The organism is Kistimonas ophiarachnellae (assembly GCF_057552235.1).
Map to the genome: position 1 here is coordinate 184,056 of NZ_BAAJPA010000011.1, position 12,407 is coordinate 196,462.

Consider the following 12,407-nt stretch of genomic DNA (forward strand, 5'->3'; position numbering starts at 1 on the left):
GTCTAGCGAGCCATCGGAAGTTGTTGAAGGAATTTGTCTTAAAGGCTCTTAGCGGAGCTTTTTATATTATATCGATTGTTTTATTTTGTGCGAATGCATCGGCTTGGGAAGTGGTAGATTTGCCATCTCCTGGAGAAGAAGGTTATGACAAAAATGGAATTCGTTATCACAACTACGGAGGTACTCGGGGCTATCAGTATAACCCTCTGTATGTTGCAAACGATGCTCTCAGTTTTGCAGAGTCATATCAGATTCTCAGTAAACAGTCAGATAAGCGGGCACAACAGTTCCTAAAGGCGTATTGGGACATCGTCAACTGGTATTCAGGCTGGTTGGTTCGAGATAATAACTGGCTGTTGGTACCCTATAAATTCGATGCCCGAGGAGCTGAAGCTCCATGGTACTCAGCGATTACTCAAGCGAGGGTGGCTAAAGTCTTTTCAATCGCTTATGAGTTGAGTGGTGATGACAAATACCTCTCAATCGCGAAAAGCCTTCTTGAACCATTGTTTGTGGATGTGGATAAGGGAGGTTTTTTATATAAAGAGGGAAATGTTGTTTTTTTTGAACAGCATGTCAAGCCAGTCTACGATCACAGCCTAAATGGTCACATGTCAGCATTGCTGGATATGAACTATGTGAACAGGGTACTGAAAAGCCAAAAGGTGCAGTCGTATTTTGATCAGGGAGTGGCGTCTCTGGTGAGTATCTTTTGGATATTTAGTATTCCAGAAGAGATGAGTTTTGGGTTGATGATGCAGGCTGGCGCTACATTTTCCGATCCTAAGATTGTAGAAAATACCTACAATAGTTACGATCTGAAGCATCTCGAATACCTCAAGGATCTCTATCATGTGACCGGGAATGAGTTCTTTTACGATTCTTTTATTCGCTATTACGCAGTCATGGCCCATCGTGATCTGTTTAAAAAAGGGGCGAATGTTGTATCTACATCAGCAGGTGCTCGTTTGCTGAACTCTACGGGGTTTGATGCAAACTACAATCTTGATCGTGCGATCAACAACTATTCACTGAATCCAAAAGATTACGTCGTTTTTAATAGTGGCCAGAAGAGTGCTTTTGAGATTCAGCTTTCAGGGAAAAAGCGAATCGGGTCTATTTCGTTGCGTTTCCACTGGGGGGAATATCCGCGGCAATTCACCATAAAAGGTTGGGTAGGCTCAGAATGGGTTGAGCTTGTATCTGAAAATAGTTGGGAGCCGTCCGGGGCTGCGCCTTGGTACAACGCTGAGGTGGATGTTACTGGAGTTGAAAAGATTAAGTTTGAGGCCTCCGACTTTTCAAACCACTCTAAATTGATATTAGATTTCTTCTCAGTATCAGAAACGTTAGGTGCTTCAAGGGAGTTGGGTGTGTGGAAAGCTGTTCAAAACGTGAGTGTGGTCAGATTTTCTGGAGTGAAGTTCAATGATCAATCAAAAGGCCTGAAATCAGGACAGGTCAATTCCCAAATGTTGAAGGGATTTGTTGATAACTTTGTAGCAAAAAAAATAGATATTGATGACCTCTACGATTTCTTGAAGTTAGAGGGTGTTCATGCTTTTCCCTATGAGAAGAAAGAATAATGCTGGTTTTTTTTAGAGTTTTGGTGATTGCCTGTTTGGTTGCTTCGCCTTATTCATATTCAAGTGGTGTTGGTGAATCTCGACCAGTATGGGTGAAAACTGACCTTCCTGAACCTGATAATGGTGTCTTTGACCAGCAAGGAATAAGGCTTCACCAGTACGGCGGAGTGATTGGGAAGCAATATAATCCTCTTTTTATAGCGGATGACGCAAAAAACTACTATTCGAGCTTTCATAATATTCCAGAAGGTTATATGCCTTTTGGTGATTATAAAGAGGCATTTTTTACAATTATTGATTGGTATCTTCATGAAATGGTAGATTCCCGGTCAGGTGTGTTGGTACCCTATAAGTTTAACAATAGAGGGGTTAAAGCACCTTGGTATTCTGCTATCACGCAGGCTCGAGTTGCTGAGATTTTTGTCTTTGCTTATCGATGGTCAAAGGATTCCAAGTATTTGGATGTCGCAAGGAAATTGATTGATCCGTTGTATGTTGGGGTTGAGGATGGTGGTTTTTTGTACAAAGAAGGTGATGTGATTTTCTTTGAAGAATATAAAACTAATGATCATGTTATTAATGCACATATTTCAGTTATTTTGAATCTGGTAGAGGTTAATAAGGATCTTGAGGATGAAAGGCTGTCTGCTCTGATTGAACGTGCGATATTCTCAGTCAAAAAAATCCTTCCTCTCTACGAAATGCCAAGTAACATGAACTTTGCGCTAAGGATGGAGCCCGGTGCTTTGTTTTCTGAACCTGTGATGGTTGAGAATATTCATGATAGTTACGACTTTATCCATTTGAAATATTTGCAAAGGTTATATCAGCTTACAGATGACTCGGTTTTTAAAAAGTTTTTTGCAAGATACTATGCAGTTCTTGCCTATCGAGAATTGTACAAGGGAGGGGAGAACTTAGCATCCAAGTCTTCTGGGAGTAAGATTATTGAAACTACAGGTTATGATTCGGTGTATAGCTTGGATAAGGCTATTGAAAATCATGGCTTTGATCCTAAGGTGTATGCCGTTTTTAATAGTCGAAGTTCATGTGAGTTCTCTGTGATGTTTGATGGGGAACGCGATATTGAGAAAATGAAATTACGATTTCATTGGGATCAATACCCCAGAAACTTTAAGTTGGATGCGCTTGTGAGTGGTGTTTGGCAGCCGGTTGTGAATGAAAATGGGTGGTCGCCAAGTGGTGCATCACCAGATTATGAGGCCACTTTCTCTATTTCTGATGTTTCAAAGATCAGATTCGCTGCAAGTGACTTTAGTGGGCACAAAAAGTTGATATTGGATTACTTCTCTATTATCGAGAGTAGTGGAAATGAGCGCGATGTGAACTTCTGGAGGGCCCGATCCCAGTTACCTGTCGTTAAATATGCCGGGATTGATTTTGAGCAGGAAGATCTAAGTATTTCTTCAATCAATAAGCAACTGATTGATGGGTTTTCTAAAAAATGGCTGCATTCGGGCGAAAGTATGGAAAGTATAGTTCAGAGAGTTTATCGTGCGATGGAATCAGGTGGAACGTTGTTTCAGTAGGTTGAGCAATGATAAAACGACTATTGTGGCTCACTTCCTCTATTTTGAGCTTTGAGTTCTTCTTTGTCGCCTATTTATATGCGGGAAGATTCAAAGGTGATGAGCGTCTTTCCTGGGTGCCGGTAGATTTAACCGCAACTTTCTTCCTGCTTAGCGTGCTGACGGCAGGCTGGGCGCTTTTAAAGACTAGATCCTTATCCAAGCATGCGCTTTTGCCCTTGGCATTAGTGCTGCTTTTCTTTGTGTATGTTGGTTTGAGTATAGGGTGGTCGCCGGGGCACAGTTATTCCGTTACCAAGGCATCATACCTTTTGACACTAACTGCATGGTGCGTATTGGCGCCTTTGTTAGTTATGTCCTCAGATTTAAATCGTATCAAGAGACTTTTGGTGTTCTTGCTACTATTTGCAGTTGTTAGCTCTGTTGAAGCTATCATTGTTTACCTGAAAGGAGTGGTAGGGTTCTTGACAATCTTTGGGGCTAATTACCTGGCACTTGGCAGGACGCTTGGAGTTGGGCTGGCAATCGCAATTGCTCTTGGGTATCACTATTTCTGTGGGAAAGATTTTAAAAAATTTTCCATATGTCTTAGTGTGGCTGGAGTTTTTGGTGTGTTGATGTTGCTGTCTGGCGGCAGAGGACCCTTCGTTTCCGTTTTAATCTCGCTGGTTGTATTCTTTGCTCTAATTCCATTTTCAAGGCAAGGCTGTCAGGTACGTAATCGCTGGAAGTCATTTTATATGGCTTTTTCTGTTCTGTTTTTTGTAGGGGGCGTCGGATCACTGGCTACTTTTAGTGAAGAAGTGTTTCAAACAATATTCAGAATAGGTGTGATGTTTACTCATGACGATATGGGTTCATCTGTAGCGGCTCGAATTGAACACATTGACCACGCTCTGGTGCGATTTGGCGAAAGTCCGATATGGGGGAAAGGCATCGGGGGTTACGCGATAGCAAGTGAAGGGAGAGCGTACCCGCACAATATTATCCTCGAGTTGTTGGTGGAAACAGGCCTGCTGGGATGTATATTGTTTTTAATGACCCTGGTGTTTGCTTTTCGCTGCATATTTATCGAGGCGATGTTTCGTGCGGACTGGTATGTGTGGGCGGTCCTGATGATTCTGATACAGGGAATGTTTAATGCCATGTTCAGTGGTGACTTCAATGATAACAGAATGTTGTTTATGTCTATGTCATTGTGTTTTGTTGTTTATTTGATTCATAACAAAAGAAGCATCAATGTACGATTGATAAGGGGAGATTGTGTCTTTCTCTAAAATTTTCCATGTCACCACCGTTCATAACCGACAAGACACACGGATATTCCATAAAGAATGTGTAAGTCTTGCAAAGCATTATCCTGGAAGCGTAAAGCTTCTGGTTGCAGATGGTTTAGGTGACGATAAGCTACAGGGAGTAGAGATTTTTGATCTCGGTGTAAGCTCTATGGGGCGTTTTGGGCGTTTTGGGCGTCTTGTGTTTGGCAGTGTCAAGGTGGCTGTCAGGTGTTTAAAGTCGCGGCCAGACATCGTGCATTTTCATGATCCTGAGCTAATGGTTGCAGGTGTATTTCTAAGGCTAATTGGTATTCCGGTAGTCTACGATATGCATGAAAATGTACCAGAGGATGTCAAATCCAAAACCTGGATATCAAGCTGGTTGAGGCGGCCGGTTGCATTCCTGATCAAGGCTCTTGAGCGCATCGCGTTGCCTTGGTTCTGGGTCGTGTATGCCGAAGATTCGTATGCTGAGTATTACCCTTGGTTGAAGAGGACCACCGTTGTCAGGAATTATCCTGATTTTGACAGAATTGAGCGCTTTTCGTCCGCTGGCAATAAGGAATACACGGTCGGATATGTGGGTGGCGTTACAACATGCCGTGGAATTCTTGTTGTTGCTAAGGCAATTTCAGAATTGCGTGAGAAGGGCAGAGATGTCAACTTTCTGTGCATTGGCCCCGTTCAAGAGAACGTTAAAAATGATGAACTATTTGCTAAGGGATGTTCAGAGGGCTGGATCGTCGCACCGGGTCGGTTGATGGGGGAGGATGCTTGGCGACAGGTAGCTAAGACCAGAATTGGTGTTGCTGTTCTTCAAAATGAGCAGAACTACATGCGGTCTTACCCGACAAAATTGTTCGAGTATATGTCGCTGGGCGTTCCGGTGATTGTGTCAAACTTTCCACTATACGAACAAGTTGTCAATGAGTCAGGCTGTGGTTTTTGCGTGGAACCAAGTGATGTGACCGTACTGGCGGAGCGTATTTGTGAAGTAATTGATATGAGTGTAAATGAGTATGACTCCATGGTTAAGTGTGGCAAGGAGTCAGCACGCGTAAGGTATTGTTGGTCGTCAGAGGAGACTGTGCTGATTGACTTTTATTCAGATTTTTTGCCTGGAATAAATAAATAAGATGTGTGGGATTGTTGGTTATTTTTCCTCTGAACATTTGCAGGAGTCTCGGTGGAAGCAGGCGTGTGCACTACAGAAACATCGAGGTCCCGATGCACAGGGAGAAGTCAGATCCAGTATCGGTTTATGGTGCTATGGCCTGGGGCATCAGCGGTTGTCGATTCTAGACCTTTCTGATGCGGGTAGTCAGCCAATGCATCACGCTGCTACGGGAGCGGTACTGGTATACAACGGTGAAATTTATAACTATCTAGAAATTAAAGCCGAATTAGAAGAAAGTGAGGGTGTGTTATTCTCTGGAGGGTCTGATACGGAGGTAGTGTTAGCGGCATTGGTTACTTGGGGGGTGGAAGAGGCCACTCGCCGTTTCAATGGTATGTGGGCATTTGCCTATTATTCTCCGCAGGATGGACGGGTTTATCTATCGAGGGATAGAACCGGTGAAAAGCCTTTTTACTTCTATTCTTCAGATGAAGAGCTGTATTTCTCTTCTGAGCTGAAAACGCTGTTACTAATGACAGGAAAAGAATTTAGTCTGAATATGCAGGCTGTAGGCGAATATCTGTCACAATCTTTGCTGAATACGACATGCCACACATTTTTTTCTAATATTGAACAGGTTCAGCCTGCATCTGTCGTTTCAATTGACTTCTCTGGAGAAACGCTTAAGAAAGATTCATCTTTATATTGGGATATAGAAAGTATCTCTGATGTGCCTGCTGGTGAGGAAGAGTTCATCGACCAGGTCAGAAGTACTTTTCTGGACAGTGTAGAAAAGCGTCTGAGAAGTGACGTTCCTGTTGGCGTACTGCTTTCAGGCGGACTTGACTCTTCAGCAATCGCTGCAGCAGTAGATGATATTAATGGGAAGAATGGTCCCTGCCGTTTATTAGCCGCGGTGAGTGATGACCCAAGGTTTGACGAGTCGCCCTTTATAGATAAAGTTGCTGCTCATTTAAACAGGCCAGTTGAGAAGGTCAAGCTTCCATTAAGCTCGGATACGTTGTTTTCTTTGCTAGAAAAAGCGACATTTCATTCAGATACGCCTATTGGCAGCTTTTCGAATATTGCCCATTATCTACTGATGAAAAAGGCGAAAGAGCTGGGAATTACGGTTGTTCTCAGTGGCCAGGGAGCGGATGAGTTGCTATGCGGTTATCGAAAATTCCTTGGTTTTTACGTTCAAAGTTTGCTGAGGAGTAAGCGCTATATTAACGCGCTTAGAGTACTTTGGGACTTTTGGCGTAACGGTTCAATACTCAACCAGTTCTCTTGGGGGGAGGCGAAAAGGTATCTTCCTTCCAGGTTCCAGCGGGGGCGTAGAAATATTTTTGGTTTAGCGCTTAAAGAATATTTTCCGGTAAATGTAGGATTGAGGCCGGGAATGTCTCTCTCTTCACGTCAAATTCAGGATGTTAAACGGTTCTCTGTTCCAACGCTTAATCATTTTGAAGATAGAATGTCAATGGCTTGGTCGAGAGAGATACGTCTACCTTTTCTTGATCATCGATTTATGGAACTGCTTTTGTCAGCACCAAATGAATTCAAAATTAAGAAGGGCTGGACAAAATACGCTATGCGCAAAGCGATGGAATCATACTTGCCATCAGAGATTACTTGGCGAAAGGATAAGCAGGGCTTCGTAAACCCTCAAGGAGAATGGCTAAAAAAAGATCTCAGAAAGACAGTGCTTGAAAGATATTTTCATGCGGATGCACTTATATTCAAGTTGGATCTCCTAAATCGTGAACAGCTGCTGGCTCATTACGACGAATATTGCTCTCAATTACAGGGGCGTGAAACAATTTGGTTTAAGGAGATTTTTAATCCTCTAGCGATGGAGGTTTGGCTACGAATGAACAGGAAATATATCAAAGGATTATGATTAAACCAGTAACAACCATCCATAATGCGCCCTCAAGATAAGCCAAAACTGCCAATTGTATCGTTCATGAACATTACAACTGGGGTGCAGAAGAAAAACAACTGCTAGTTATTTATATGCGACATTTTAAAGAGTCAGTCATGAAAGTTACTACCATCATAGGTGCCCGCCCGCAATTCATCAAGGCAGCCGTGGTTTCACACGCATTTGCCGCTCAAGGCGTTACAGAATCCATCATCCACACTGGACAGCATTTCGATGCCAATATGTCCGATGTATTCTTTGACGAACTGGGCATTCCCAAACCCTCCTACCATTTAGGGATTGGTGGTGGCACCCATGGACAGAACACTGGCCGGATGATTGAATCTATTGAGCAGGTACTATTGAATCAGCAGCCCGATTGGGTGCTGGTTTATGGTGATACGGATTCCACTCTTGCCGGAGCGCTTGCAGCGGTGAAACTGCACTTTCCAGTCGCGCATGTCGAGGCGGGGTTGCGCTCTTTTAACCGCCGTATGCCAGAAGAGATTAACCGTGTACTGACCGATCATGCAGCCACTGTGTTATTCGCTCCCACTCAGACAGCCGTCCAACATCTGTCGAACGAGGGTATTGCAGGTGTCGCCGTACAGTGCGTAGGCGATGTGATGTATGACGCTGCGCTGTATTACGGCCAGCGTGCCCAAGGCCGGAGCGATGTACTGGAACGCTTCGGTTTGCAGTCAAAAGCTTACAGCCTCGCCACCATCCACCGAGCTGAAAACACCGATGATTCCAAACGCCTGGACGCTATTCTCTCGGGCTTTGCTGCCTTTGAGCAGACGATCGTGCTACCGCTGCATCCGCGTACGTGTGCACGCATTGCGAATTTCGGGATGGTTTTTCCGCCCAATGTGCAGCTCATTGATCCAGTGGGTTATCTAGACATGGTCATGCTCGAACAAAACGCCCGCCTGATTGCTACAGACTCAGGCGGCGTGCAAAAAGAGGCCTTCTTTCACCGCGTACCATGCGTTACGCTTCGTGACGAAACCGAATGGACGGAACTTATTGAGGCTGGATGGAATCGACTTGCGCCGCCTGTTAATGCTGATTGTGTTGCAGCGGCGATGATTTCTGCACTCGAAAGCCATGGTACCGATGTTCAGCCATACGGTGCTGGCAATGCATCGTCGCTTATCGTAAATAGTCTTATTGAGAGCCCGGAATCGTGAAAAATGTCTGGATTCTGAACCATTACGCTCAGGAGCCTGGGGGAGCAGGTGGAACTCGTCACTACAGCCTTGCCCGGCATCTCCTATCCCATGGCTGGCGCGCGACAGTTATAGCGGCAAGTGTTGAGCTCAATACAGGGCGCCAGCGGCTTTCTGCTGGCGAGCGAAAACGCATCGATCATTTCAAGGGCATTCCATTCATGTGGATCCGTACCCCCCAGTACGAAGGTAATGGCGGGGGACGAATGATAAACATGTTGGTATATGCGCTTCGTGTGCTGATCCCCGGGATTACTCGCGAGCTTGACAAGCCTGGCGTTGTCGTTGGATCCAGTGTTCATCCATTCGCTGCCGCTGCGGGTGCAATGTTGGCCAAGCGCTTTAACGTCCCATTTGTGTTCGAGGTTCGTGACCTGTGGCCGCAAACTCTGGTCGATCTCGGAAGGTTACGTGAGAAAAGCATCGTCACCCGCACATTGCGCTATCTTGAGAAGTGGCTGTATCAGCGTGCAGACCGTATTGTCGTGCTGTTGCCGCAGGCAGCTAAATATATCGTACCACTCGGGATTCCTGCGCAAAAAATCGTCTGGGTGCCTAATGGCGTCGAGCTTGATGGCTATCCTGAGCCCATACCTCCGTCAGCATCTGATAGCTTCACATTAATGTATTTCGGGGCCCACGGGCAGGCGAACGGTCTCCATAACGTACTAAAAGCGATGGCCGAGTTACAGAAGCGCCCGGAAATGCAGCACGTGCGCCTGAGGATGATCGGCGACGGACCACTGAAGCCAGAGTTGATTCGACTGGTACAGGAATTGGATCTGAACAATGTCGAATTCGAGGAGCCAGTCCCGAAACAACAAATACCTTCTTTGGCAGCAGAGGCGGATGCGTTTGTGTTCAACCTGATTGACACCCCTGTTTTTAAATTTGGCATTAGCTCTAACAAACTTTTTGATTACCTTGCTGGTGCACGACCGATTATCTTCTCTTGTGAGTCGTCAAATAATCCCATCGAAGAGGCTAAAGCTGGCATCACAGTCCCACCTGATAACCCTGCTGCTCTGGCTGAGGCTATCTCTACGCTTGTTTCCATGTCGCCAACCGAGCGTTTAGCTATGGGGCATTCGGGAAGAGTCTACGTTGAAGAGCACCACAGCTATGATGCACTCGCCGCTCGCTTCGCCACAATGTTGGATGAGGTGGTAGCCGAGCGCTGTTGAATATCTTGAATCGCTTTGATTGAGACATGCTGAACCAGCAACAGGATAGTAATTCGGTTGCTGTGCAAGCATCTCAACTCGCGTTGGTCGAGCAAATTGCATCAGGAAATTACAGTTGAAATGAAACGCTTTTTTGATATTGCTGCCTCTCTGTTTGCCTTAACCGTATTTGCCCCTGTGCTGGCGTTCGTTGCCGTGAAAGTACGCCGTAACCTGGGAAGCCCTGTTTTCTTTACGCAGGAGAGACCGGGCCTGTACGGCAGGCCATTTCACATGATCAAGTTCCGTACCATGCGTGATGCATACGATGCTGAAGGGCAACCTTTGCCTGACTGCGAGCGTCTGACGGATTTTGGTCGCTGGCTACGCGCCACCAGTCTGGACGAACTGCCCGAGTTGTGGAATGTGCTAAAAGGCGGCATGAGTCTGGTTGGTCCACGTCCGCTGTTGATGGAGTATCTGCCGCTCTATACACCCGAGCAATCCCGCCGTCACCATGTACGCCCTGGTATTACCGGTTGGGCACAGGTCAATGGTCGTAATGGCATTTCCTGGGATGAAAAGTTCAAACTGGATGTCTGGTATGTGGACCACCAGTCACTTTGGCTGGATATTAAAATTTTGTTTATGACAGTGAAGAAAGTGGTGTTCCGAGAAGGTATCAGTGCGGATGATCACGTCACCATGCCATTTTTTACCGGTACGAATTCTCAAGAAAAACAAGAACTCGAACATAAAGAGCACAGAGAGTAAGCAATGGAACAACCGCTGTTAATCCTTGGCGCCGGTGGGCATGCAAAAGTTGTGGCAGATTGTGCGCTTGCCAGTGGGCACTGGAATGCCGTGTATTTTCTGGACGATCGTTATCCTGAACTCACTCAGGTAGGGCAATGGCAGGTCATCGGTAAGGTCTCTGAAATGGAAAACTTTATCGATAAGTATCCGCAAATGGCGCTGGGTGTGGGGGTGAATTATGATGCGCTGCGAATTGTCTGGCTGAAGCGCGCGACCAAGGCCGGTGCTTGCTTTCCTGCAATCCTCCATCCCTCAGCAACCGTTAGCTCCTTTGCAACGGTTGGTGCTGGAACGGTGGTTTTTGCTGGTGCTGTGGTTAATGTTGATGCCCATGTGGGCGAGGCCTGCATCATCAACACTGTTTCATCCATTGACCACGATTGTGTTGTTGGTGATGGCTCACATATATCGCCGGGTGCAAGTCTTGCCGGTGGTGTCCAAGTTGGCCAGTTGTGCTGGATCGGCATGGGAGCGCAGGTTATACAAGGTGTGACTATTGGCAATCATGCAGTGATTGGCGCTGGTTCTGTGGTTTTACGCGACGTTGACGCATTGACTACGGTGGTCGGAATTCCCGCAACAGCAATAGTCACACAAACGGACGAAAAAGCCAGTTCTCTGGTGTCTGCTTAGAAGTTGACTGAAGATTCAATGCAAGCTGTTATCTTGCAGGAATAAAGCCTGAGGTAATTGAAAACGAGCCGCCAGTTTTTGAATCTGCTTCAAATTAAGTGATCGTTTGCCGCTTAACACTTCAGAAATGACCCCTTGGCTACCGATATCGGGCAACTCTGATTGTTTCAGCCCATGCTGACGAATCAGGGTTTTTAGCAATGCAATAACACCATCCTGCTGATCCCACTGGGAAAGTATTGGATGTGTTTTATATTCCCAGGCTTCAATTTGGCGCGTAATCATATCTAATAACAGATTACGTGGGTCGTCCGGGTTGTCACCGATGGACTGAAGCAGGGCTTCCGTTGCATCAAGGGCCACTTGATAGTCATCCTCACAGTGGACGCCTTCAAGAAAGGGTGCAACCTCCAATAATAAATAAAAGTGCTGCGTTAATGCTTCTATATTGGCTGTCATTGTTTTTCTGCTCCTTCACAGCGTTATTCACTTTGGCGGATTTTCTCCAGCGCTGCTTCCTGCAGGAAGCCAGAGCGTGAGCGATACTCAGGGTTGTGTTTGACCATTTCATCAATACGATGAAGGACGCGATGAGGCAGGGTGATGTTGATGCGTTCTGCTTTTCCCAGGTATGGCGTGATATCAATATCAACAAATGCCCAGATGCCACCTTCATACTCCGGATTTTTCTGATGCTCTGACACTTTACCTGCCTCGGGAATGGGGGCGTTGTCCTCGGCGAGTATTTCCAGATGACCGGCGATGGCTTCCTCAACCTGTTCCAGTGCTTCATCAATGCTGTCACCTGCTGAAAAACAGCCGGGTATGTCAGGTACCGTAACGCCGTAGTGTTGGTGGTCATCGGTATGTAAAACGACCGGATAACGCATGGTCTTGTCCTGTTCTGTCAGTGTAAAAGAAGGTCGGAAGGTTGAAGGTTTGCCTGCTTGAGAATGCTCCTTAACGTTCCTGTGGGAACCTCTCGCTTTGGGTGCGGAACCGTTACCAGCCCCGGAATGTCAGGGTGCTTGAAGTGATGATGGCTGCCTTTGACCCTGACCCGTTGCCATCCCTGTTTTTCCAGGGCGCGGATGATTTCTGCACTC

12 protein-coding genes are annotated in these 12,407 nt (G+C 46.0%); 9 read left to right on the forward strand and 3 right to left on the reverse strand.

What is annotated here, in order from left to right; all coding sequences use genetic code 11:
- Nucleotides 1–23 precede the first annotated feature (23 nt).
- The 9 genes from AC27K1_RS15160 to AC27K1_RS15200 all read left to right on the forward strand — a co-directional run bounded on the left by AC27K1_RS15160 (nucleotide 24) and on the right by AC27K1_RS15200 (nucleotide 11,301).
- Nucleotides 24–1,586: a D-glucuronyl C5-epimerase family protein gene (locus tag AC27K1_RS15160; RefSeq protein ID WP_487151656.1), complete on the forward strand. Its 1,563-nt coding sequence runs from the start codon at nucleotides 24–26 to the stop codon at nucleotides 1,584–1,586.
- Entirely contained in the window at nucleotides 1,586–3,136 is a 1,551-nt protein-coding gene (locus AC27K1_RS15165; protein ID WP_487151657.1) for a D-glucuronyl C5-epimerase family protein, read from the forward strand. Before AC27K1_RS15160 ends, AC27K1_RS15165 begins: the two co-directional genes overlap by 1 nt.
- Nucleotides 3,137–3,144: 8 nt before the next feature.
- Complete coding sequence (locus AC27K1_RS15170) at nucleotides 3,145–4,413, forward strand: O-antigen ligase family protein (RefSeq protein WP_487151658.1); 1,269 nt, start codon at nucleotides 3,145–3,147, stop codon at nucleotides 4,411–4,413.
- Nucleotides 4,400–5,548 carry a glycosyltransferase gene (locus AC27K1_RS15175; protein WP_487151659.1) on the forward strand — a complete coding sequence of 383 codons (1,149 nt, stop codon included), beginning with the start codon at nucleotides 4,400–4,402 and terminating at the stop codon, nucleotides 5,546–5,548. Before AC27K1_RS15170 ends, AC27K1_RS15175 begins: the two co-directional genes overlap by 14 nt.
- A 1-nt stretch (nucleotide 5,549) precedes the next feature.
- Nucleotides 5,550–7,433 (forward strand): asparagine synthase (glutamine-hydrolyzing), encoded by a 1,884-nt coding sequence (gene asnB, locus AC27K1_RS15180; protein ID WP_487151660.1) that lies wholly within the window; start codon nucleotides 5,550–5,552, stop codon nucleotides 7,431–7,433.
- Nucleotides 7,434–7,573: 140 nt separating this feature from the next.
- Nucleotides 7,574–8,650 (forward strand): non-hydrolyzing UDP-N-acetylglucosamine 2-epimerase, encoded by a 1,077-nt coding sequence (wecB, locus tag AC27K1_RS15185; protein WP_487151661.1) that lies wholly within the window; start codon nucleotides 7,574–7,576, stop codon nucleotides 8,648–8,650.
- Complete coding sequence (locus AC27K1_RS15190) at nucleotides 8,647–9,873, forward strand: glycosyltransferase family 4 protein (protein ID WP_487151662.1); 1,227 nt, start codon at nucleotides 8,647–8,649, stop codon at nucleotides 9,871–9,873. The genes wecB and AC27K1_RS15190 overlap by 4 nt, the downstream gene beginning before the upstream one ends.
- Before the next feature lie 120 nt (nucleotides 9,874–9,993).
- Complete coding sequence (locus tag AC27K1_RS15195; protein ID WP_487151663.1) at nucleotides 9,994–10,626, forward strand: sugar transferase; 633 nt, start codon at nucleotides 9,994–9,996, stop codon at nucleotides 10,624–10,626.
- A gap of 3 nt (nucleotides 10,627–10,629) precedes the next feature.
- Nucleotides 10,630–11,301: an acetyltransferase gene (locus tag AC27K1_RS15200; RefSeq protein ID WP_487151664.1), complete on the forward strand. Its 672-nt coding sequence runs from the start codon at nucleotides 10,630–10,632 to the stop codon at nucleotides 11,299–11,301.
- A gap of 15 nt (nucleotides 11,302–11,316) precedes the next feature.
- On the opposite strand, the gene AC27K1_RS15205 is transcribed toward AC27K1_RS15200, so the two are convergent.
- From AC27K1_RS15205 to AC27K1_RS15215, 3 genes are all read right to left on the reverse strand, one after another.
- Nucleotides 11,317–11,760, reverse strand: coding sequence for a helix-turn-helix domain-containing protein (locus AC27K1_RS15205; RefSeq protein WP_487151665.1), 444 nt, complete (start codon nucleotides 11,758–11,760; stop codon nucleotides 11,317–11,319).
- Between the two features lie 23 nt (nucleotides 11,761–11,783).
- Nucleotides 11,784–12,191 (reverse strand): type II toxin-antitoxin system HicB family antitoxin, encoded by a 408-nt coding sequence (locus tag AC27K1_RS15210; protein ID WP_487151666.1) that lies wholly within the window; start codon nucleotides 12,189–12,191, stop codon nucleotides 11,784–11,786.
- Between the two features lie 17 nt (nucleotides 12,192–12,208).
- On the reverse strand, nucleotides 12,209–12,407 hold a 199-nt coding region (locus tag AC27K1_RS15215), incomplete at its 5' end, for a type II toxin-antitoxin system HicA family toxin (protein ID WP_487151667.1).

Coding starts and splice junctions, on each gene's coding strand:
- asnB (WP_487151660.1), top strand. CDS start 5,550: ATGTGTGGGATTGTTGGTTATTTTTCCTCTGAACATTTGCAGGAGTCT.
- AC27K1_RS15205 (WP_487151665.1), bottom strand. CDS start 11,760: ATGACAGCCAATATAGAAGCATTAACGCAGCACTTTTATTTATTATTG.
- wecB (WP_487151661.1), top strand. CDS start 7,574: ATGAAAGTTACTACCATCATAGGTGCCCGCCCGCAATTCATCAAGGCA.
- AC27K1_RS15200 (WP_487151664.1), top strand. CDS start 10,630: ATGGAACAACCGCTGTTAATCCTTGGCGCCGGTGGGCATGCAAAAGTT.
- AC27K1_RS15165 (WP_487151657.1), top strand. CDS start 1,586: ATGCTGGTTTTTTTTAGAGTTTTGGTGATTGCCTGTTTGGTTGCTTCG.
- AC27K1_RS15170 (WP_487151658.1), top strand. CDS start 3,145: ATGATAAAACGACTATTGTGGCTCACTTCCTCTATTTTGAGCTTTGAG.
- AC27K1_RS15195 (WP_487151663.1), top strand. CDS start 9,994: ATGAAACGCTTTTTTGATATTGCTGCCTCTCTGTTTGCCTTAACCGTA.
- AC27K1_RS15210 (WP_487151666.1), bottom strand. CDS start 12,191: ATGCGTTATCCGGTCGTTTTACATACCGATGACCACCAACACTACGGC.